Genomic DNA, 20,534 nt, shown 5'->3' with positions numbered 1-20,534 from the left:
TTCAGAAATACTATATTTGTGCTTTTTACAATATTTATTATATAGAGCTCTATGCAGCGTAAATGGTTTCAATATTGGTTCAACTCACCGTATTACCACATACTTTACAGTCAGCGTAATGATGAGGAAGCTGAATTTCTGATTGACAACCTTTCAGAATACCTTAAGCCTGCTCCCCATGCCCGCATCTTGGATATCGCATGTGGACGCGGACGGCACGCCGTTTACCTGAACAAAAAAGGTTATGACGTGACCGGGATCGACCTTTCAGAACAAAGCATTAAGTATGCGAGACAGTTTGAACAGCGGCACCTACACTTCTTTGTGCACGACATGCGCAAACTATCCTTCATCAACTACTTTGATTTTTCATTCAACCTGTTCACCAGCTTCGGTTATTTCGAAACTGAAAAAGAGCACGTAAACGCCCTGAAAGCTTTCCGGAAAGGCTTAAAAGCAGATGGTGTCCTGGTATTGGATTACTTCAACAGCAATAAAATTCAGAAGAATCTGACCAAGCAGGAAATTAAAACTGTCGATGGAATAGAATTCCACATCAGCAAGTTCGTTTCAGAGGGTAAGATCATTAAACACATCAACTTCGAACACCGCAATAAGGTACATGCTTTTGAAGAACGCGTGCAGGCTTTTCAACTTGCAGATTTCGAACGCATGTTTAACAACAGTGGGCTCCAGATTGCGCAGACCTTCGGAAGCTATGCACTGGAACCTTATGATGAAATCAAGTCAGACCGTCTTATATTAGTTTGTAAAAAAGCATGATCTTAGGTATCCAGGAGTTTGATTTCGAGCTTTTTCTTAAAATTCACCGGGACATGTCCAATGGGTTTTTCGATTGGCTGTTTCCGCTGATGCGAAACCGTTTCTTCTGGGCGCCCCTTTACCTGTTCATCATCATTTTCTGCATTCGCGAGTACAAAAAACGAGGCTTGTACCAGATCGGTTTCCTCCTTTTGACATTTGCCATGGGCGATTTGATTGCTTCCCGACTTATCAAGCCATTTATCGGAAGAATACGCCCCTGCAATGATTTTCAGCTCTCCAGTTATATCATCCACCGGGTACATTGTGGCACTGGATACAGTTTTCCCTCGGCACACGCTACAAACCATTTCGCCATCGCTGTGTTTCTGATCCTTGTGTTTTATAGTCGCTGGAAACCAATCTTACCGCTTGGGCTGGCCTGGGCTTTCATCATCTCCTTCTCGCAGGTTTATGTGGGCGTACACTACCCGATCGATACCATCGTGGGCGCCGCACTTGGCACTGCTATTGGTATGTTCACCGGCACCCTTTATCATAAGCTACAACCTTACATCTAAATGGAAATCTGGAAAATATTAGTACTATTCTTTTGTGCTTTTCTTGGCGGCTGCGCCATTTTTCTTGTTAAAAGTGACAAGTCGAAATTACTCAAGCTTATACTTTCCTTCAGCGGTGCTTACCTGTTTGCCATTACGGTACTCCACCTGATTCCAGACGCCTATAGCGGTGTAGACGCACACGATATTGGTATTTATATTCTCATAGGTTTTATGATCCAGGTTTTCCTGGAACAGTTCTCGCATGGCGTGGAACACGGCCACATGCACCATCATCATGAACATGGGCATAACAAGGTGTTCCCTTATGGCATCATGATCAGCCTTTGCCTGCATGCTTTCCTTGAAGGTATGCCCCTGGCTAAAGAACATCACAATGAACTGATTTTCGGCATTGCACTGCACCATATCCCTGCAGCATTCGCCCTGGCAAGTATCCTGTTGCAGAACCACTACAAAGCAGCTAACCTGCTCCTGTACGTAGGCATCTTCGCCATTATGGCTCCCTTAGGCTTCTTGCTAAGTTATGGCATCAGCACAGGCAGCATTGGCGGCATCGAGATGTATTTCAACAAAATGATGGGCATTGTGATCGGGATTTTCCTGCATATCTCCACAACCATCCTCTTCGAAAGCAGTGTAGATCACAAGTTCACCCGCAGAAAGATGATTGCTGTTATGGTTGGCTTAGCCGTCGCCCTTATCGGATTTTACACTGGTGGGCACACCGGGCACTGATCCTTTTTTGCGCCCATAACCCCATGGGCAGTGCCTGCACTTATTTTTACAGCAGGTACCGCGCTTACGATGGTAGGCTTCTGTAAACACCATCAACCCATCTTCATTGAAATAAAAGTCTATACCTTCAATCATATTGGAGTTTTTACAAAGAGCTTTAGTTCAGACTTTTTACAACCAGTTGATCCTCAAAGTAGGCTTTAAGTTGCAGGCCATTCCCATGTGTGGTCCATACTTCTTTCGGCTTCACCTGCTGGATGGTTTCTATAATATCGTTCCAGTCTACATGATCGGAAATACAAAGCTGTAAACCCTTGGAAGACTGCAAGTGCTTCCAGCCGCTGGCGAAAACCCGCACCACATTGATCGCTTTGATATAACTCTTAAATACCATAGGCGGTACTAAGTACACCAGGCCTGTGGAGTTTTGCTTCATCACCTTACGATCATAGGGCTCGTACTTGCCCAGATCTACGCCCAGCGCTTCATAAAGCTTTACAAAAGGCATAATGCTATGATGAACGAGCACCCGCTTGTCTGGACAGTGATCATTGATCAGCCTGATGATACGCTGGCTTTTGCCCAAAGCATAGGCACCAAGCATGATGTTAATTGAAGTTGACTCCAGGTTTTTGATCTCTGCCTCTGCTTTTGGATGCTGGGTTTGTGGATCAGCGAATGTCGTTTCTGTAATCAGCACATCTGCTTCTGCGAACTCAATCGGCTCACAGGTAGGATCAGCCTGTAGCTTATAGTCACCGGTGTAAAGGTATTTAACGCCTTTAAATTCCATCAGCACTTGTGCGGAGCCGATCATGTGCCCGGCAGAAATGAAGGTTATCTTCACCCCATGGAGCATAAAACTTTCATGATAGGCCTTAAGAAAGAACTCCCCTGCTGCGAACTTCTTGTAACGGTGCAACATAAACAGGGAGGTCGCCCGGGTACAATAAACATGTTGATTGCCGCTGCAAGCGTGGTCTCCATGGGCATGTGAAATCACCGCATTCGGCACGGGAGATTTGGGATCCAGGTAAAAGTTGCCATAGGCACAAAAGAGCCCGGTTTCATTTTGGATCAGGAAGTCGTCTAAAATCATGCTGTAGCATTCAAAAAGGTCTGGTGTAGTTCCAGAACCTGCAAAATCAATGGAGCGGACTCATCATTCACAATGTGATGTTGGGCCATCGCCAGCTTTTGCTCATCGGTAAATTGTTTGTCCATCCGGGCCAGCACCTGCTCGGCACTTACGCCGTCGCGTGCGGTTACCCGGTTAAGTTTCATTTGTTTGGGTGCAGTAACCAGGATACTGGTGTCACACATTTTATAAGATTCGCTTTCAAAAAGTAAAGCCGCTTCCTTCAAGATATAGGGCGTATTGGCCGGGATTTCTCCCACCCAGCGGTCAAAAGCTCGAAATACTGCCGGATGCACTAAGGCATTTAGCTTCTCTAAATCCTGCTGATTATTAAAGACAATGGCCGCGATATGCTTATTGTTCAAAGCCCCAGTCTCGAAATAGCTTTCCTGGCCGAAGGCCTGCTTAACCCCTTCAATCAGGATCAGGTCTTTGACCATAATCTCTTTAGCAACCAGATCGGCATAGAAAACCGGGACACCCAGCACTTCAAATATCCTGCAAACAGTTGTTTTGCCGCTACCTATCCCACCGGTTATTCCTACTTTTAACATTATTTTTCTATAATAAAATCCACCTTCGTTGGATTGGTCTTAACAAACTTGCAGAAATCCGGAAAACGGGTAATGTTGACCCTTAGGGTCTCATGCCCGAGTTGCTTCCACTCGTTCAAGTCCAACACGGCCTCCAGATAGCGTTCATTCACAAGATCGTAGCTCGAAAGCGGCACCAGGAATGTGATTTTAGCCTTCTTAGGATATATTTTCACATTATGGTATTCCCGGTTATTAATTACCTTCAAGGGTACTTCAACCGTCTTCTCGGTAAACTCATCCACTGGGATCTTCACTTCTACGCTGTTCGGAAAAATGCTCACGTTCTTACGTTCATTATGCATCATCGTGATCCTCGTGGTGGTCGTATATTGCATATTTTCAAGCTTCAGGGTATCTGTATTCCATTCCTCAATTCGCTCCAGATCCGCTGTTGGACCTGACACGGTAACATAGGCCGGTGTAATCGCCACATCTCCGGAGATGCCGTATTGATTCGCAAAATGCAGGTTTGAAAGTAGCTTTACAGGTACACGTTTTACTGTTCTTTTTGAAAAATCGAAATATATGGTATCTGGCCTAACGGAGATAATCTTCTGTGAGGTTTCCAGCTGATTGTTCACGCTATAAAGTTGTTCAGAGAACAGGATGTAATTTTTATTTTTCAGATTATCCAGGCTGATGTCTATCGATTGTGGGTTCACACGCAGCCGCGCAAAAAGTAATTGCCAGCCTGTTCCCTCCACCTGCAGATCTACCGTATCAGATTGTAAAGGATGAAAAGCCTTATTCTGTGGGAAGTTCTTGTAGATAAGTACCGTTTTAGCGGTGTAGACATATTTATTGTTCAATGCCATAAACAACCATCCGGCAATGGCCAGCAGGAAACAGGAGATCAGGATCATAATCCGCTTCCTTTCGGGTATGGTTAGTTTAACAAGTGACATCGTGTCTAAATTACTTAAAAATTGCTCAAACAAAAAAGCCGCTTCAGGTCTGAAGCGGCTCCATGATTTTCATTCAACTACGCTTTAGTAGTTGTCGTTGCTTTTGTAGCATCCAAAGAAATCGCTGATTTTTCAAACCTGATCTTTGTACCGCCTTCAACCTCAATAAGGAAGGTTGTTTCATTCATATCCACGATACGGCCGTGTATACCAGCGGTTGTGATTACTTTATCACCTTTTCCAAGTTCTGCAACAAGCTTTTTGTGATCTTTTGCTTTTTTAACCTGTGGTCTGATCATGAAGAAATAAAACACGATCATGATTAATACCATAGGCACCAAAGTACTTAACATGTTGCCACCTGCCGCGGCTTGTAAAATTACTGCTGTATTCATATCTTTTATTTATTGTTATTAAGAAGCTGGAACAACTTCTCCGGTTAAATGTACATCGTTAATTGAAGGATTACCGTTCGATGTAATGGTAACTACTTTATCCTGTAATCCGCTTTTTCCCATCGTGTCAAACACAACTTTAATCACCGCTTCAGCACCTGGTTTAATAGGCTCCTTTGGCGGCTCCGGCACGGTACAACCACAAGTTGCGGTTGCGTCGCTGATAATTAGGGGACTCTTACCCGTATTTTTGAACTTAAATTCATACTGCACCTTCTCCCCTTCTTTCACCTTACCGAAATCATAGTTGATGGTTTCGAAAGTCATAACCGGAGCATCAGTAGCTGCCATTGCGGATGACACTTCTGTCCCGGTAGAATCTGCAGCACCAGCCGCTGAAGATGTAGATTGCTGGCATGAAGCAAAAGACATGGCAACAAGTGCCATCACTAACATTTTTTTCATCGTAATTATTCTTCTATTAATCCTCTTCCAATTTTATGGATGCTATCTGTTCTTTTCAGATCACCTAAAATTTTATCCAAGATACCGTTTATAAAGGAATTACTCTTCGGTGTACTGTAATCTTTAGATAGATCCAGATATTCATTGATGGTAACTTTAACTGGAATTGAAGGGAAATTCAACAATTCACAAATGGCCATCTTCATCAAGATGGTGTCCATTAAAGCAATCCTTTCAGACTCCCAGTTCTTGGTACGTTCAGCAATCATTTTCTGATATGCCTCATTGTTCCTTAACGTGTATGCAAACAGGTCTTGTACAAACTTGCTATCTTCCTCCCAGTCTGCACTGATCGGTGTAAGCTTGTTTTTAAACGGATCTTCTGAGCTGAAGTTCTTGATGGTCTTGGCAACCATTCCCTGCATCACTTCTTTATCAACAGACCAGTTAATGAATTTATCTTCGAAAGCCTGGATAATGTTCAAGCTTTTAAGAATGATCTTACGGAAGATGAACTTGATGATCTCTTTCGAAGACTCTAAACTTTCATCCGGATCTGCAAGGTATGCAGCATATTCAGGAGTCGACTTAAGTTTATTATAAATCGTCTTTAAGAAGTCAGGCTCGGAATTCCAGTTTACCTGATACTTGTTCACTGCCGCCTGGAAATCGGGGTTCTTCTGCAGCGTAACGATAAACTTGTTGTGTAATAACTTCTGATTTGGATTCAAATCTTCCGCGGTCGGAAAGTGTTTGTTGGAGCGTTCAATGGCGTCCACCGCTGTGTACTCTGTGATCTCAGACAAAAGCGCCAGCATTCTGATGTACATCTCGTATACATTGTCGATACTGGTCATCAAATTCTTTTTGGAACTAACCAAGTCTTTTTTGTCTGACATTTGCCATGCATAAATATTCTGCAAAGCTTTGATTCTAAGGTGCCTTCTGTTTAACATCTATATAAGAACGAGTGGTATATTAAATACCGGGTTTACTAAAATGACGATTTAATTTTTTTGATATCAATGATTCGTTGTTCCGCAATCCTGTTGGCTGCGATTATTGTTGGTATGTTTTCTTGTTTAGACATCTTAATAACGTTGCGTGTCGCATCGTAAATATGCTCGGTAAGCTGCATGGTCCGTTTCTTACCAAAGCCGGTAAGTTCAGAATAGCAGCTGATCAGTCCGCCGGCATTGATCAGGTAATCCGGTGCAAAAAGAATGTTCTTTTCATGCAACATTTTACCGTGTTTTGCTTCATCAGCAAGCTGGTTATTTGCAGAACCTGCAATGATCGAGAAGTTTAATTTGTCGATCGTGTAATCATTGATGGTTGCACCTAAGGCGCAAGGCGCATAAATATCTGCTCCAGTCCCAAAGATCTTGTCGGCACTGATCGGCTTAGCCTTATACTTGGCAGCAACCTGCTGCAAGCGTTCTTCATTAATGTCGCTCACGTAAACCTGCATGTTCTCATTTCTGAGCAGCTCCACCAAATGTTCACCCACACTGCCAATGCCTTGTACCACAACGGACTTCCCGGCAAGCATATCCGTGCCAAACACTTCCTTCACACAAGCTTTGATGCCCAGGTACACCCCTTTGGCTGAGAATGGCGAAGGATCGCCCGCACCGCCAATCGATTCTGGTACGCCAGTTACATGGCTGGTCTCCATTCTGATGAACTCCATGTCGCGCGTTGTTGTACCAACATCCTCAGCAGTAATGAATTCACCATTAAGATTTTTAATAAAACGGCCAAAGCTGCGCATCATGGCCTCAGATTTGCCCTTCCTCGAGTCACCGATAATAACAGCTTTACCTCCACCAAGGTTAATCCCGGTGATGGCGGCTTTATAGGTCATGCTTCTGGAGAGTCTGAGCACATCTTCAAGTGCCTCTGCTTCGGTATCATAGTTCCACATTCTTGTTCCGCCAATTGCCGGACCAAGGGTTGTATCGTGAATTGCAATTATCGCCTTAAGTCCTGTATCCGGATCATTGCAGAAAACCACTTTCTTGTGTCCCTGCGCACTTAATTGATCTAAAACAGAATTTATTGCAGAACTATTATCAGACATAAAATTGATTATGAGATGTACCGCAAAAGTACTACAAAAAAACAAGTTTTTACCTGCTTGTAACTAAACTCTAAAAAAAAACAGGCCCCTTTGCATAACTTTACACATTCATGAAGCAGCTCCGTTTTTTAAATAAGTATTTCTTTAAATATAAGTGGTGGATAATTCCAGGCATATTCTTCGTCATCATTTCCAACATATTCGCCGTTATTCCTGCTCAGGTTATAGGACATGCCTTCAACCTGATCACCGAAAATATCCAGATCTACGGACTGTTTGAAGGCTTTAACAAGCAAGCTCTGATTTATAATATTTTCAGCGAAAGCCTGTTCCTTTTCGGAGCCCTTGTGCTGGTGCTGTACCTCATCCGCGGCCTCTTTCTTTTCTTCATGCGTCAGACCATCATCCTGATGTCCAGGCACATTGAGTTCGACATGAAGAACGAGATCTATAATCACTACCAGGCGCTAACACTTGGATTTTACAGAAAGAACAATACGGGAGACCTGATGAACCGTGCGACTGAAGACGTGAACCGCGTTCGGATGTATGTAGGCCCCGCCATCATGTACACCATCAACACGGCAGTACTCTTTGTGCTGATCATCTCTTCGATGTATGCCGTAAATGCCACCCTTGCCACCTTCTGCCTTCTACCCCTGCCGGTGCTGGTAGTGACCATATACTATGTAAATACCTTAATTAACGTCCGAAGCGAGCGCATCCAGGAACAGTTATCTAAACTTTCTTCCTTTGTACAGGAACGCTTTTCCGGAATACGGGTGATCAAGTCTTACGTCAGGGAAGGTTATACCCGCAAGATATTTGCAGAAGAAAGCGAAGCCTACAAAGGCAACTCCATGAGTCTAGTGCGTGTACAGGCATTCTTTTACCCGACCATGCTGCTTATGGTTGGCCTAAGTACCATCTTGACCGTATATGTTGGCGGCAGGCAGGTGCTCAACGGATCCATCTCAGCAGGTAACATTGCGGAATTCATCGTATATGTAAACCAGCTTACCTTTCCGGTGACCATGCTGGGCTGGGTAACTACCCTCATTCAGCGTGCCTCGGCTTCGCAGAAACGGATCAATGAATTTTTGCAGCTGCAGCCTGATATTCTTCCCGGTGAGGTTAAATTAAACAACCTTAAAGGTGATATCAGCTTTAAAAACGTAAACTTCATTTATCCCGACACCGGTATCCAAGCATTAAAAGAGGTGAGTTTTGAAGTGAAAGCTGGCGAGTTTGTCGCCATCATCGGAAGAACAGGCTCCGGGAAATCAACTTTGGCCAACCTTATCATGCGCATGTACGATGTCAACGATGGTGAGATCCGCATAGACAATACGCCCATCACCGAAATTGACCTTAACACCTACCGCAGCCAGGTTGGCTTCGTTCCGCAGGAAGTATTTCTTTTTTCAGAAAGTATTAAAAACAACATTGCTTTTAGTCTTGATGAAATCAAAGGCGATGAAGTGGAGCAAGCAGCAAAGAATGCCGCAGTGTACAACAACATCATGGACTTCGAACTTAAATTCGAAACCATGCTCGGCGAGCGGGGTATAACGCTGTCCGGAGGACAAAAACAAAGGGTATCAATCGCGAGAGCATTGATCAACGAGCCAAAGATCCTGATCTTCGACGATTGCCTGTCTGCTGTGGACACCAGGACGGAGGAGGAAATTCTCAGCAACCTCAGCCGCATCATGAAAAACCGGACCAGTGTACTTATTGCACAACGGATTTCAACCATCAAAAATGCCGACAAAATCATCGTCATGGAAGAAGGAAGAATCATAGAACAAGGCACACACAACCAGCTGCTTAACAAGGGGGGTGTATATGCCGAAATGTATCAAAACCAATTACTTGAGGAGGAAAACCATTCGCTGTAATTTCTATTTTGAAGTTTGAATTTTATTGCTTTATATTTACGGAAACCAAAACAGACTAGTTCCAATAATATGGCAGAATTTGACAACAAAGAGAGAGAAGAAGTTTTTTCTAAGAAAGTGCGCGCAGGTAAAAGAACCTATTTCTTCGATGTAAAGGCCACCCGTTCCGGAGATTTTTACCTTACACTTACGGAAAGCAAGAAAAGACTTGAGGATGGGGTTTTTGTTAAACATAAGATCTTTTTGTACAAAGAGGATTTCGAAAAGTTTGCTGAGGGACTAAATGAAACGGTCGACTACATTAAAAATCACCAGGACGTGGTAGAAAAACGTTATGAGTTTGCTGAAAACCAGGACAGCCCGGTAGGTAAAACACCAGACGAATTCAACTATTAAATAAAAGACGTTCCGAACTATAAATATCAAGCCTCAACCTATGAGGCTTTTATTTTGTCCCTAATTTCCAATGAAAAAGCTTAGCGTATTCTTAATACTCCTAAACCTCAGCCTTTGTGCTTCAGCACAGGTAAAAACCGACAAGAAGTTGAATAAAATTATCCATGACCTGGTACAGGGATTCAACGGTGATATAGGCATCTATGTGAAAAACCTGAAAACGGGCAAAGTTGCGGAATACAAAGGCGACAGCATCTTTCCAACAGCGAGCATGATCAAAGTTCCGATTACAGCCGGGGTAATGAATAAGGTGGCTAAAAATGAGCTGGACTACCAAAGTATCTTGACCTACAAGGATAGCCTGCTTTATGCCGGCGAAGATATCCTGGGCAGCTTTAAGAATGGTGAAAAAATCGCGCTAAGTAAGGTGATGATGCTGATGATCACCACGAGTGATAACACCGCGAGCCTCTGGTGCCAGTCGCTTGCTGGTGGCGGGCAGGCCATCAATGAACTTATGGCGCAGGAAGGTTTACAGCACACCAGGGTAAACTCCAGAACCGCGGGCCGCAGCGCAAAACAGCTGAAATATGGCTGGGGACAAACCACTCCCCACGAGATGGCGACTTTAGTGACAAAAGTGCGTAATGGCGAACTAATCAGCCCGGCTGCTTCAGAACGCATCTATCGAAACCTGATCAGAATATACTACGACAGCCACGCATTATCGGAAATTCCGCCCTATGTTCAGGCAGCCTCTAAGTCTGGTGCGGTAGATGATGCCCGGTCAGAAGTACTGCTCGTGAATGCACCCCATGGAGATTACGTTTTCTGCATTGCGACAAAAAACCAGAAAGATATTTCCTGGGAACAAAGCAATGAGGGATGGGTATTGATCAAATCTTTAAGCAAGTTGCTCTGGAACTACTTCGAACCGGATTCAAGATGGAAACCTGCTGCAGGCATGGAAAAATTCCACCACTAGAGCTTTAAGCCTTCGTTACAACTGATGTGGTTTGTAGGTTGCGGTGTTAATCTTCAACTCCGTATCCGCCTCTGCGCCGCGCACCGCCAAGATCAAAGATGGATGTTTATCCATGATTTCACGAATGTCCTTAAGTGTTTGCTGCTCCACAACTTTATTGCATATTCTTACAGGCTCATCTAGAGCATCTGTCACGATTTCCATATCATAAATGCCATTTACGAGGGTTTCACATATCACTAACGACACGTCCTTGTTGGCCGTCAACTTCTTTAATTCTTCAAAGGCATGTTTTACCTGTTCCATGTTTGCGTCTTCAAAGCCAAGGCAAATGCATGGAACAGAGCTTTGTGTGTCCACTAGAGCGACTTCATTTGCGTCGGCCAATATTGATTCTATTACTAATCTGTCCATATTATAATTAAATATCAGTAAAAGCCTTTTTAGCACCGCTTTGTTTTTCCTAGTTGTAATTGTGTCGCTGATATGGCAGAAATGCCAGGCTTTCGGTTTGAGGTTAACAAGGGGTTGACAGGGGGTTGACAAGGCCTTGACAAGGCCCCGACAAGGCTGAAGCCAGGTCAACCCCCTGTCAACCCCTTGTTAGGACCTGGTTTCAAACAACTCAACATTCAACCAGTTGAAACTTTTTTTGTTTCTGATCCTTTTGTTAAGGTAAACCTCAAATGGACGCAAGATGAAACGAACATTGCAGATTCTAAACCTGATCACATTCCTCGCCGCTGTAGCCATCAACTACTTCTACAATACAGGCAGCAATGCGCCAAACACCGTCGGGGAAATATCCGACAAATACGAAAACCTGCTTACACCTGCCGGTTATGCCTTTTCGATCTGGGGATTGATTTACCTGATGGTGTTTCTATTTTCCATTTACCAGGCAAGAAGTCTTGTTTCGGCAAAGGCTGATGATGATTTTGTTTTGAAGATCGGTCCCTGGTTTATCATTTCTAACCTTGTAAATGCAGGATGGATCGTCGCTTTTACCAACGACCTCATCGGCTTATCAGTGATCCTGATGTTGGTGTTTTTCGTTTCGCTGCTCAAGATCGTAGTGAACCTGAATATGGAACGCTGGGATGCACCAAAGTCAACCATATTCTTCATCTGGTGGCCCTTTAGCCTTTACTTTGGATGGCTGAATGTCGCGCTGATCGCGAACCTTGCTGTATACTTCCGGTCGCTTGGCTGGGATGGTGCACCATTTTCGCAAAGCTTCTGGGCGGTGCTGGTGCTGCTCATTGCAGGACTGATATTTACGGTGATGATCTGGAGCAGAAATATGCGGGAGTACGCAATTGCAGGATCCTGGGGCATATTTGCAATCGGTATGAACAACTGGAGCTCCAACCAGCTTGTTGCTTACACCGCGGTTGCGGTAACTGCAATCGTAGTCATCAATACCATGGTACATGGATACAAAAACCAGGTGGCAAGAAAATAACTATGCCTCCTGCTCTTTGTTCGATTCCATAAATGCTACTAGCCGGTTCAAACGGTCATAGTAAACTTCCGTCCCTTTTTTACCGTCATTGGCTTTGATATAGTTTAAGTGTGATTCGATGAATAAAGGCACATCAACGATGGTTACCCCGCTATCAATATCAACTTGCGATGGCAAGTTGATGCCGGTGAAATAACCTTCCAATTCTTCTGCTGTCATAGCCGCAAAGGTATGGAATATTACAGTTTTTCCGCTTCTATAGCCCTGCCGATATTTTCCAACAGATCATCATCGATCTCGTCATCGGTGGTCCAGGTAACACCTTTCTCCCTGGTATTCGGGAATACGATACCTACAAGGTCATCCTTTTGGGAAACCTGAAAGCTTCCATCCTCAAGGGGTTTAATGGTATAGGTGATGCTGGATCCACCAGTTGCTACTTCAATTTCGAATGTGTCCATAGGTGTAGTTTTTTGGTACTTAACATCGTTTTAAGCCGATTGTTTGCTGGCACCCGCATGCAGGGGAAATCAGCGCGGGGTTCCACCTGTGCATTGAAGACTACAGATTTCAGGCCCAGCAAGGTTCAAAGCAAGGTTCGGGAAAGGTTTTTACATATTCTGACAACATTGTTGGAATTTTAGCTGTTTAGCTTAGAAAATCACAGTTATGGAAAACGCAGTACCGGCTCAGGAAAGCGGCAGTGAAATGAATGCCGTACAGGAAGCAACTTTTAATACACCAGAAGAGGCGAATGCATTTTATCAGATTGCTAAGCAGCGCCTCCTGAATGTTAATAAATGGGATGAGGTCGCTAAGGTTCCCTCTTCTACCTTCATCTTGTGCGGCCCTTCGGGAGAGCCTGTCAGCAGGGATGTTCAACTTGGGGATTTCCTGAAAATTGATATACCAGGCCCCGGCACCAGCACGGGTGATGGTTATGATTGGGTGAAGGTGGAGTTTATTAAAGAACAACACCAAGATGGCGCAGACACCATGAGTTTCCGGGTAAGGCCTACAGATAACCCGCTATCGCCGGAAGAAGCGGTTGCACACTTCTTTGATGATGCCGCAACATCTACCTTCCAGGTAAGGAAAATTGGTAATGTAGTCACCGCTGAGGTACATGGACGCAATGAAACGCCGAATACACACACGGATCATATTGTCGATAACATTCGCAATACCATGGTGGGCTTAGGCGCCAAGGTTGGCGCTTCATACCCACAATGGAAAGGTTTGGTTGCAGGAATTGCTGCGGTGGATTAATCCCGCATCAATTCTGCAAAAAGTTGGTATGACCGCAGCTTGGCCTGATGATCATAGATGTGTGCGCTGACCATGATCTCGTCAACCTGCGTTTGAGCCAGGAACGACTCCATATCTTCTTTCACAAGCGCTTTGCTGCCCACAAAAGTGCAGGCAAGCATCTGATTGATCTGCTCCGCCTCGTAGCTGTTGAGTACATCGCCAATATTATCGACAGGTGGTTGCAAAAGGTTTCTTTCGCCGGTGATGATACCTCTGAACATTTGATACAGGGAGGTGGCAAGTTTGTTGGCCTCCGCATCAGTATCTGCAGCAATAACGTTTACACAGGATAACACATAGGGTTCCTGCAGGTACTCCGATGGTTTAAATTCTTTACGATAGATATCAATCGCAGTAAGGAACTGCGCCGGAGCAAAGTGGCTTGCAAAAGCGTAAGGAAGCCCCATGGCTGCCGCAAGGTGTGCACTGTCAGTACTTGACCCCAAGATCCAGATCGGGATTTCTAGTCCTTCACCGGGAATTGCTCTTACCTTCGCGTAGCGATTTTCTGCTGAAAAGTAGGTCTGCAGCTTCCTAACTTCCTGAGGGAAGTTGTTTACCGCAGCAAAACGATCGCCACGGATAGCCATAGCGGTAAGCTGATCCGTGCCCGGTGCCCGGCCAAGACCCAGATCGATACGGCCAGGGTATAACGATTCCAGCGTCCCGAATTGTTCTGCAATCACTAAAGGAGAGTGATTTGGCAGCATGATACCGCCGGAGCCTACACGGATCTTTTTTGTACCGCCGGCAATATGACCAATAACCACCGAGGTAGCAGAACTGGCTACACTGATCATGTTATGGTGCTCGGCGAGCCAGTAACGTGTATAGTCCCAGGTCTCGACATGCCTGGCAAGATCAAGGCTACTCACAAAGGTGTCTGCAGGTGTTTTACCTTCAATAACAGTTGCTAAATCTAAAACGGAATAGGGTATATCTTTTAATTGTTTATCGCTCATAAATCGGTCATCAACATTTTTTGCTGATTGACAACAAAATTAAAGATTATCTAGTTTGGCCGTTGACCGCCTGCACCAGTTATGACATTGAATACAGACAGCAGCGTTAAAACTATAATACATTTGAAACGGTTATGACTATAAACAAAAATGATTATGAAAAGCAACAGGCAAATCATCAATGAACTCAAAGAGCTTCTGGAACTTGTAAACGACGGTAAGGAAGGATTTGAAACATCAAGTGAAGCAACGGACAAGATTGAACTTAAGGGATTGTTCCTTCGGTTTTCTGCACAGCGCGCGTTGTATGCCAGTGAACTTAAAGCACATATCGAGAAACATGGCGGTAAGGCCGACAATGAACGGGGCGACCTTGCAGGCGCACTGCACCGCACCTGGATCGATATCAAACAAGCGCTAAGCAGCAAGGAAGATAAGGCGATACTTAACGCGGTGCTTGGTGGTGAACGTGTTGCCCTGGACAGATACAACAGGTTAATTGCGGATTTTGACGACCACGCAGATCACATTGACCTGCTGCGCAGGCAGCGCGATGGAATTGTAGATGCTATGGAATCGGTATATGAGATGATGAGCAGGCAAAAGGGCTAAGATCCATTATCTTTGCCAGTATGCAGAACGCTACAAAGTTTTTTTCAAAGCTCGTTTACAATAAGTTCTTCTGGCAGTTCTTTGTTGCTGCGTTCATGCTGGGAATGGCAGTTTTTTTCTTCCGGGAACAGCACATCGAATTAATCCGGATTCAGGAAGAGCTTAAACGTAGCAGTCCGGTGTACATCATAGCGGGCATCCTTTTGACCGTGGTGTATGTGCTTGCACAGGCGCAGATGTACGTGCACAGCTTCCGGGCCCTCAACAAAGATGTTCCGCTGGGCATTGCCTTATCACTTTTTCTAAAGAGAAACCTCGTCAGCATATTCCTGCCCGCAGGTGGCTTCTCCTCACTGGTGTTCTTCACCCGGCAAATTGAAGATCGTGGGATCTCTAAATCAAACATCCACCTGGCCTCTACCCTTTTCGGTTTCTGCGGAATTCTGTCCGTCGTACTTGTGGGTATCCCGGTTATGGGCATTGCGCTACTCTTCACAAGCCTTGGGAAGACCGAACTTTTGGCCTTTGTTTTCCTGCTCTTATTAACTGTCGCGCTTATTGCATTAATCTATTCTATTTCCAAAAAAGGTTATGCCTACCGATGGCTTTCCAGGATTCGCCCTTCGGTTACCACCATTTTAGATGATATGATCGACCAGAAGGTGAGCAGGAAAGAGTTCTGGAACACCCTGCTGGTATCGATCGGTATAGAGGTTATTGGAATTGTCCACCTTTATATCTCCATGCTCGCCTTAGGCCTTGATGCGAGTTGGCCAGCAGCCATCATCGGCTATATGGTAATGGTTGTGCTCCTCATTGCCTCCCCTTTTCTGCGGGGCCTAGGTACCATAGAACTATCATTAACTTTCATCCTGCAACAATTTGGCTTTCCGATTGTAGCGGCAGCGACAATAACACTTCTTTTTAGATTTTTTGAGTTTTGGTTACCGCTATTTGCTGGAATCCTGAGCTTCATCACCAAGCGTGACAATCTGATTTTACGGGTACTCCCTGCCTTCATTATATTAATGCTGGGCATCGTGAATATAGTTTCCGCAATTACACCTGCCATTCCCGTAAGATTACGTTTGATGCAGAACCTGATTTCGGACGACCTGATCGTAACCAGTAATGCCTTGGTACTGGTTTTTGGATTGGTGCTGGTAATGATGAGCGTTTTCCTGCTACAGGGCTCCAAACGAGCCTGGTATGCCGCGGTAGCAATCACCGCCTTTTCTTTTTTCGGTCACTTGCTGAAAGCTGCCGACTATGAAGAGGCAATCCTTGCTTTTACTGCTGGTGCAACCTTGTGGTATACGCGCAGTTTTTATAAGCTGAAGCCGAATCCAAGATTTGTATCATTCAACTATCTGGTGATCATTTATGCTGCACTTGCTGTGCTCGCCTACGGTGTATTAGGCTTTTACTTTATAGACAAACGCCATTTCGGTATTGACTTCCACTTTGATCAGGCTGTTAAAGCAGTACTGAAACTCTTGTTCCTGATTGATGATAAAGCACTTGCGCCGAAAACCCCGTTTGGTGAACGGTTTGAATATTCCGTTTACATTGCGGGCGCCACATTGATACTCTTCATCATTTTTAGTCTGCTGAAGCCCTATTTTTCTAAACCCTATAACACGCAAGACGACTTTGATAAAGCCAATGGCCTGCTGAAAGAATTCGGCAAGTCTGCCCTGGATTACTTCAAAACTTACCCGGATAAGCTGCTGTTTTTTAATGATGATCGAAGTGCTTTTCTCAGCTTTAAGATCACCAGGCACTTTGCCGTTGTACTGGAAGACCCGGTGGCGGCGAACGACCGGATTAAAAAGGAAATGGTGAACCAGTTTGAGTTATTCTGCCAGGAAAATGGATTCATCAGCGCATATTACCGGGTTCCGGAATCGTCGCTGGAGTTTTACAAATCGCTGGGGCGCAAATCCATCCCCATCGGAGAAGAGGCCATTCTAGATCTCACAAGCTTCACCATGCAGGGCGGAAAGATGAAAACGACCAGAAGTGCGGTGAACCGCCTGGTGGCTGAAGGCTTTCAGTTTAAAGTATATCAGGCGCCAGTGAAACTGGGGATGTTGCAGAAGTTGGAGAAAGTTTCTGAAGAATGGCTACGGGAGCTCAATCAAAAGGAAGTTGCTTTTACCCAAGGCGTTTTTGATGCAAGTATACTGAAAGAACAAACCATACTAACCATCGAGGACCAGGAGGAGAAGGTTTATGCGTTTTTGAACCTTATCCCGGACTATGCTCCGGGTGAAGCCACCTACGACCTGATCCGGAAAGTCACAGATGCCCCGAATGGCATCCTCGATATGCTGCTTTCCATGACCTTTTTATACTTGAAAGAGGAAGGTTATCAAACGGTAAACATGGGACTGGCACCATTGTCGGGTATGGAGGACGTGAACGTTACGCAAAAAACGATCAAGTACGCCTACGAAAACTTCCGGATTTTTGGCCAATTTAAAGGCCTGAGGCGCTATAAAGAAAAGTTCCTGCCGCGCTGGGAAAAGAAATATCTGATCTTCAGCCACAACTATCATTTATTGCAGGTACCAAGAGCCTTGAAGCGGGTTTCCGAAGGGAACTAGAGTTCCTGAATAATCGTCCGGGCGAGCAGATGAACATCATCATTGTACTTATGCGAGCCCGGCACGAGCACTTTCTTGAGCTTTGCACTAGGTTTAATGGCGGGATAAAAATCACTGCCTTCTGTTGCGCCAAAGATACAAAGTACCGGCGCCGGACTTCTTAGTAGTTGTGGATAAACTTTGTAGGGATCTTTATCGGTACTCCCCATGCCGAGCATGTTGCTGATCTTCGTGACGAAGCCGGTGGAAAAGCCGGGTGAGAGCAATATTACCGATTTCAGCTGTGCGGCTGTATTTTCCGGGAATAAAGGCGGTAAAAAAGCACCTACATCGGCTCCAAAGGAGTAGCCCAACAGCGCAAAGCTGGGCTTATTCCATTGCTTCCTATAATGATCTATAAACCGGGCTGCGTCGTTTGCGAATTGTGCCGGTGTTTTCTTCTCCCAGAAGTACTTCCTGGTATCGAGTGCCACCACGGCATAGCCCTGGTCGCTCAGTGTCTTGATCAAATTCTTCGAGAAGCTGTTCATGCCGCCATCTCCAGTCAGGTACACCAACATCGGCTTGTGCCCTGCTTTTGGAAAGGTGTGCAATGGAAGTCCATCTTGTGCCCTTGCCTTGAAAGCTGCAGGATTAATGATGAGCAAAAGGCTACAAAGGAAGGCGGTCAGGGATAATTTCATCGTAGTTTCAGGGAACGTATTTTTGTGAAAATAGTGATAATTTTTTGGCATTCCGCCGTTTCATAATGATGGTCTCCAGCGAGCAATGTTAAATGAAAGTTTCGCCTTTTAACTTCTGCCAAGGCCTTCGGCTGCTCCCTTTCACCATAAAAACAGTAAACAGGGATCCGGATCTTTTGTAGCTCCGGCAGCACCTTGAAGGTTTTATCATCAGCCGATAAATTCAGAAGATCGGTTGTATGAACCATAAAATCAGTGCTTGCAAAAGGAGAAAAGAGTCCGATGGCAATTACGGCACGTTTTGTAGGCGCAGGGAGCCTGTTGTATATGAAGGGGATTACATCTGCACCGAAGGAGTAGCCGGCGAGATAGATCCGGCTGGCATGATAACGTTCCGCGTAATGCAGGATCAGGCGTCTGATATCATCTGCGGTTTGGGAAGGACTGCGTTGTTCCCAAAAGTAGCTTCGGGAGTTTAATCCAACAACATGATAGCCCTCTTTAGCGAAGCCTGCGGCAAGCTGATCATTAAACTCCAGCCAACCGCCATCACCCGATAGCAACAATAGCAAGCGTCTGGAATCCTGGTTTTCAGCAGGGTATATTACCACAGGCAGGTCAAGCTCGTTGCTTTGTTCACCCTGATGTTTACTGAAACGATTTCGTTTCATGATGCTGCAGCTGCTCAGCAAGAGTATATAGGCGATGCCCAGCACCGGTATCCAACGTTTCATGTAAATAGGTTAAAATAATTTCAATTGCTGATCCACTGGCGGCTTTGCATCACCGGAGACGGTCTTGCCACCATACTTCCAGGATTCACGGCGTTCTTTTTCCAGCAACGCCTCAAAGTTCTGGTTGGGCGTAAATCCCTGCTCCGCCATTCTGGACAGCTCGGAAAGTTTGCGGATGGCCTGCAGCTTATCAGACTGCCCCACCTTGGCCTTCTGCAGGGCCCTGCCAAGTACAGCGATGGTTTCGTCATAAACTTTAAGAGGAACCGGGAAGGGATGACCATCTTTGCCGCCGTGAGCAAAGGAGAACCGTGCGGGATCCTGAAATCTGGAAGCTGTACCATAAATCACTTCGCTTACAAGAGCCATTGACTGTAGTGTACGTGGTCCCATCCCCTCCAGCATTAGTAAAGACTCAAAGTCTGCCGGCTGCTTTTCATGCGTCAGCCAAAGCATTGCTCCAAGCCTTTTCAGATCCAGGTCTTTGGCTGTTACCTCGTGGTGATCGGGCATTTTCAGGTGGCGGATCTCCGCTAGCATACGTTGAGGATCCTCATGGGTCATGGAAAGCATGGCCTGCTGTGCAGGCAACGATGCTTTAGCCGCCAAATTCATGATCTGACCCTGATTCAGACCGGCAATACCAGAATGTGGGTCGGATACAAAAGATTTTAGCGCTGCAGAATGCCAATGATACCTGCGAGCCGTAGCACTGTCCGGGCGCATGCCTTGTTGTACTACGGTCCATTGACCGGTTTGATCTACGATAAAGCTGTGCAGGTACAATTGAAAGCCATCCTGTACCGCCGTATTATCTACCTTCGCGCTGAGTTTGCTTGATCTGGCAAGTGCTTCTCCGTCGATGCCCACGAAGTCGCCGTAACGGATCAGTTCCGCAGGCGTTTCACGAGACTGTTTACCTTTTCCGCCACAAACGTAAAGTCCGAGGCTTTTGGCATGCGGGTTTATCGCTTTCTTTAATGCCCCCATGACGGAGGTGGTGATGCCGGAGGAATGCCAGTCCATGCCCATAACGGCGCCGAAGCTCTGAAACCAGAATGGGTCACCTAGCCGTTGCAGCACTGCGGCAGTGCCAAACTCTTCAACAATCGCTTCAGTGATGGCAAAGCCCAACTTAGACATACGCTCCGCCAGCCACATGGGCACGTGTCCATAATGTAGCGGTAGGTCTGCTGAGCCTGAACGTTTCATC

At 45.4% G+C, this 20,534-nt stretch carries 25 protein-coding genes; 10 read left to right on the top strand and 15 right to left on the bottom strand.

Annotated features, from left to right (window positions below; genetic code table 11):
* The first annotated feature begins 51 nt into the window (after positions 1 to 51).
* Genes ACTHQF_RS11260 through ACTHQF_RS11250 form a run of 3 tightly spaced genes read left to right on the top strand, consistent with a single transcriptional unit; the run spans position 52 to position 2,081 of the window.
* On the top strand, positions 52 to 783 hold the full coding sequence (locus ACTHQF_RS11260; RefSeq protein WP_440430317.1) for a class I SAM-dependent methyltransferase: 732 nt from the start codon (positions 52 to 54) through the stop codon (positions 781 to 783).
* Positions 780 to 1,343: a phosphatase PAP2 family protein gene (locus ACTHQF_RS11255; RefSeq protein WP_440430316.1), complete on the top strand. Its 564-nt coding sequence runs from the start codon at positions 780 to 782 to the stop codon at positions 1,341 to 1,343. Before ACTHQF_RS11260 ends, ACTHQF_RS11255 begins: the two co-directional genes overlap by 4 nt.
* Entirely contained in the window at positions 1,344 to 2,081 is a 738-nt protein-coding gene (locus ACTHQF_RS11250; protein ID WP_440430315.1) for a ZIP family metal transporter, read from the top strand.
* On the opposite strand, the gene ACTHQF_RS11245 is transcribed toward ACTHQF_RS11250, so the two are convergent.
* From ACTHQF_RS11245 to ACTHQF_RS11210, 8 genes are all read right to left on the bottom strand, one after another.
* Positions 2,031 to 2,216: a DUF5522 domain-containing protein gene (locus ACTHQF_RS11245; protein ID WP_440430314.1), complete on the bottom strand. Its 186-nt coding sequence runs from the start codon at positions 2,214 to 2,216 to the stop codon at positions 2,031 to 2,033. The genes ACTHQF_RS11250 and ACTHQF_RS11245 overlap by 51 nt on opposite strands.
* 22 nt (positions 2,217 to 2,238) lie before the next feature.
* Positions 2,239 to 3,180 (bottom strand): exonuclease, encoded by a 942-nt coding sequence (locus ACTHQF_RS11240; protein ID WP_440430313.1) that lies wholly within the window; start codon positions 3,178 to 3,180, stop codon positions 2,239 to 2,241.
* A complete protein-coding gene (gene coaE / locus ACTHQF_RS11235; protein ID WP_440430312.1) occupies positions 3,177 to 3,773 on the bottom strand; it encodes a dephospho-CoA kinase in 597 nt (198 codons plus the stop codon). Before coaE ends, ACTHQF_RS11240 begins: the two co-directional genes overlap by 4 nt.
* Entirely contained in the window at positions 3,773 to 4,720 is a 948-nt protein-coding gene (locus ACTHQF_RS11230) for a CdaR family protein (protein WP_440430311.1), read from the bottom strand. The genes coaE and ACTHQF_RS11230 overlap by 1 nt, the downstream gene beginning before the upstream one ends.
* 77 nt (positions 4,721 to 4,797) lie before the next feature.
* Complete coding sequence (yajC, locus tag ACTHQF_RS11225; protein WP_440430310.1) at positions 4,798 to 5,115, bottom strand: preprotein translocase subunit YajC; 318 nt, start codon at positions 5,113 to 5,115, stop codon at positions 4,798 to 4,800.
* Between the two features lie 18 nt (positions 5,116 to 5,133).
* The gene (locus ACTHQF_RS11220) at positions 5,134 to 5,580 is read right to left on the bottom strand and encodes a DUF1573 domain-containing protein (protein ID WP_440430309.1); all 447 of its coding nucleotides are present in this window, start codon (positions 5,578 to 5,580) and stop codon (positions 5,134 to 5,136) included.
* A gap of 5 nt (positions 5,581 to 5,585) precedes the next feature.
* On the bottom strand, positions 5,586 to 6,479 hold the full coding sequence (gene nusB / locus ACTHQF_RS11215; protein ID WP_440430308.1) for a transcription antitermination factor NusB: 894 nt from the start codon (positions 6,477 to 6,479) through the stop codon (positions 5,586 to 5,588).
* Between the two features lie 95 nt (positions 6,480 to 6,574).
* A complete protein-coding gene (locus ACTHQF_RS11210; RefSeq protein ID WP_440430307.1) occupies positions 6,575 to 7,663 on the bottom strand; it encodes a Glu/Leu/Phe/Val family dehydrogenase in 1,089 nt (362 codons plus the stop codon).
* Positions 7,664 to 7,773: 110 nt separating this feature from the next.
* Between ACTHQF_RS11210 and ACTHQF_RS11205 the strand changes: the two genes are divergently transcribed.
* The 3 genes from ACTHQF_RS11205 (at position 7,774) to ACTHQF_RS11195 (ending at position 10,945) form a co-directional block, all read left to right on the top strand.
* Entirely contained in the window at positions 7,774 to 9,564 is a 1,791-nt protein-coding gene (locus tag ACTHQF_RS11205; protein WP_440430306.1) for an ABC transporter ATP-binding protein, read from the top strand.
* Positions 9,565 to 9,633: 69 nt separating this feature from the next.
* On the top strand, positions 9,634 to 9,960 hold the full coding sequence (locus ACTHQF_RS11200; protein WP_440430305.1) for a DUF3276 family protein: 327 nt from the start codon (positions 9,634 to 9,636) through the stop codon (positions 9,958 to 9,960).
* 70 nt (positions 9,961 to 10,030) lie between these two features.
* On the top strand, positions 10,031 to 10,945 hold the full coding sequence (locus ACTHQF_RS11195) for a serine hydrolase (RefSeq protein ID WP_440430304.1): 915 nt from the start codon (positions 10,031 to 10,033) through the stop codon (positions 10,943 to 10,945).
* Between the two features lie 15 nt (positions 10,946 to 10,960).
* Here the strand turns inward: ACTHQF_RS11195 and ACTHQF_RS11190 are convergent, their stop codons facing one another.
* Positions 10,961 to 11,359, bottom strand: coding sequence for a hypothetical protein (locus tag ACTHQF_RS11190; RefSeq protein ID WP_440430303.1), 399 nt, complete (start codon positions 11,357 to 11,359; stop codon positions 10,961 to 10,963).
* Between the two features lie 283 nt (positions 11,360 to 11,642).
* On the opposite strand from ACTHQF_RS11190, the gene ACTHQF_RS11185 reads away from it, so the two are divergent.
* Positions 11,643 to 12,410 carry a hypothetical protein gene (locus tag ACTHQF_RS11185; RefSeq protein ID WP_440430302.1) on the top strand — a complete coding sequence of 256 codons (768 nt, stop codon included), beginning with the start codon at positions 11,643 to 11,645 and terminating at the stop codon, positions 12,408 to 12,410.
* Here ACTHQF_RS11185 and ACTHQF_RS11180 read toward each other — a convergent pair whose 3' ends face one another.
* The gene (locus ACTHQF_RS11180; RefSeq protein WP_440430301.1) at positions 12,411 to 12,629 is read right to left on the bottom strand and encodes a DUF6965 family protein; all 219 of its coding nucleotides are present in this window, start codon (positions 12,627 to 12,629) and stop codon (positions 12,411 to 12,413) included. It lies immediately after the preceding gene.
* Between the two features lie 20 nt (positions 12,630 to 12,649).
* Positions 12,650 to 12,871, bottom strand: a complete 222-nt coding sequence (locus ACTHQF_RS11175) for a hypothetical protein (protein ID WP_440430300.1) — start codon at positions 12,869 to 12,871, stop codon at positions 12,650 to 12,652.
* Between the two features lie 208 nt (positions 12,872 to 13,079).
* On the opposite strand from ACTHQF_RS11175, the gene ACTHQF_RS11170 reads away from it, so the two are divergent.
* A complete protein-coding gene (locus ACTHQF_RS11170; protein WP_440430299.1) occupies positions 13,080 to 13,679 on the top strand; it encodes a hypothetical protein in 600 nt (199 codons plus the stop codon).
* Here ACTHQF_RS11170 and ACTHQF_RS11165 read toward each other — a convergent pair.
* Entirely contained in the window at positions 13,676 to 14,683 is a 1,008-nt protein-coding gene (locus tag ACTHQF_RS11165) for an LLM class flavin-dependent oxidoreductase (protein WP_440430298.1), read from the bottom strand. The genes ACTHQF_RS11170 and ACTHQF_RS11165 overlap by 4 nt on opposite strands.
* A gap of 156 nt (positions 14,684 to 14,839) precedes the next feature.
* Between ACTHQF_RS11165 and ACTHQF_RS11160 the strand changes: the two genes are divergently transcribed.
* The gene (locus tag ACTHQF_RS11160; protein WP_440430297.1) at positions 14,840 to 15,295 is read left to right on the top strand and encodes a ferritin-like domain-containing protein; all 456 of its coding nucleotides are present in this window, start codon (positions 14,840 to 14,842) and stop codon (positions 15,293 to 15,295) included.
* Between the two features lie 20 nt (positions 15,296 to 15,315).
* On the top strand, positions 15,316 to 17,904 hold the full coding sequence (locus ACTHQF_RS11155) for a phosphatidylglycerol lysyltransferase domain-containing protein (RefSeq protein ID WP_440430296.1): 2,589 nt from the start codon (positions 15,316 to 15,318) through the stop codon (positions 17,902 to 17,904).
* Here ACTHQF_RS11155 and ACTHQF_RS11150 read toward each other — a convergent pair.
* The 3 genes from ACTHQF_RS11150 to ACTHQF_RS11140 are packed head-to-tail and all read right to left on the bottom strand — an operon-like array spanning position 17,901 to position 20,533.
* Positions 17,901 to 18,587, bottom strand: coding sequence for an alpha/beta fold hydrolase (locus ACTHQF_RS11150; RefSeq protein ID WP_440430295.1), 687 nt, complete (start codon positions 18,585 to 18,587; stop codon positions 17,901 to 17,903). The genes ACTHQF_RS11155 and ACTHQF_RS11150 overlap by 4 nt on opposite strands.
* A complete protein-coding gene (locus ACTHQF_RS11145) occupies positions 18,584 to 19,321 on the bottom strand; it encodes an AcvB/VirJ family lysyl-phosphatidylglycerol hydrolase (RefSeq protein ID WP_440430294.1) in 738 nt (245 codons plus the stop codon). Before ACTHQF_RS11145 ends, ACTHQF_RS11150 begins: the two co-directional genes overlap by 4 nt.
* A 9-nt stretch (positions 19,322 to 19,330) precedes the next feature.
* Positions 19,331 to 20,533, bottom strand: a complete 1,203-nt coding sequence (locus ACTHQF_RS11140; RefSeq protein WP_440430293.1) for a DUF763 domain-containing protein — start codon at positions 20,531 to 20,533, stop codon at positions 19,331 to 19,333.
* Position 20,534 lies beyond the last annotated feature (1 nt).

This window comes from Pedobacter sp. SAFR-022 (assembly GCF_051965375.1).
Taxonomy (GTDB): domain Bacteria; phylum Bacteroidota; class Bacteroidia; order Sphingobacteriales; family Sphingobacteriaceae; genus Pedobacter.
The sequence above is the reverse complement of the archived record's forward strand: the minus strand, read 5'-3'. Positions and strand labels throughout refer to the sequence as shown.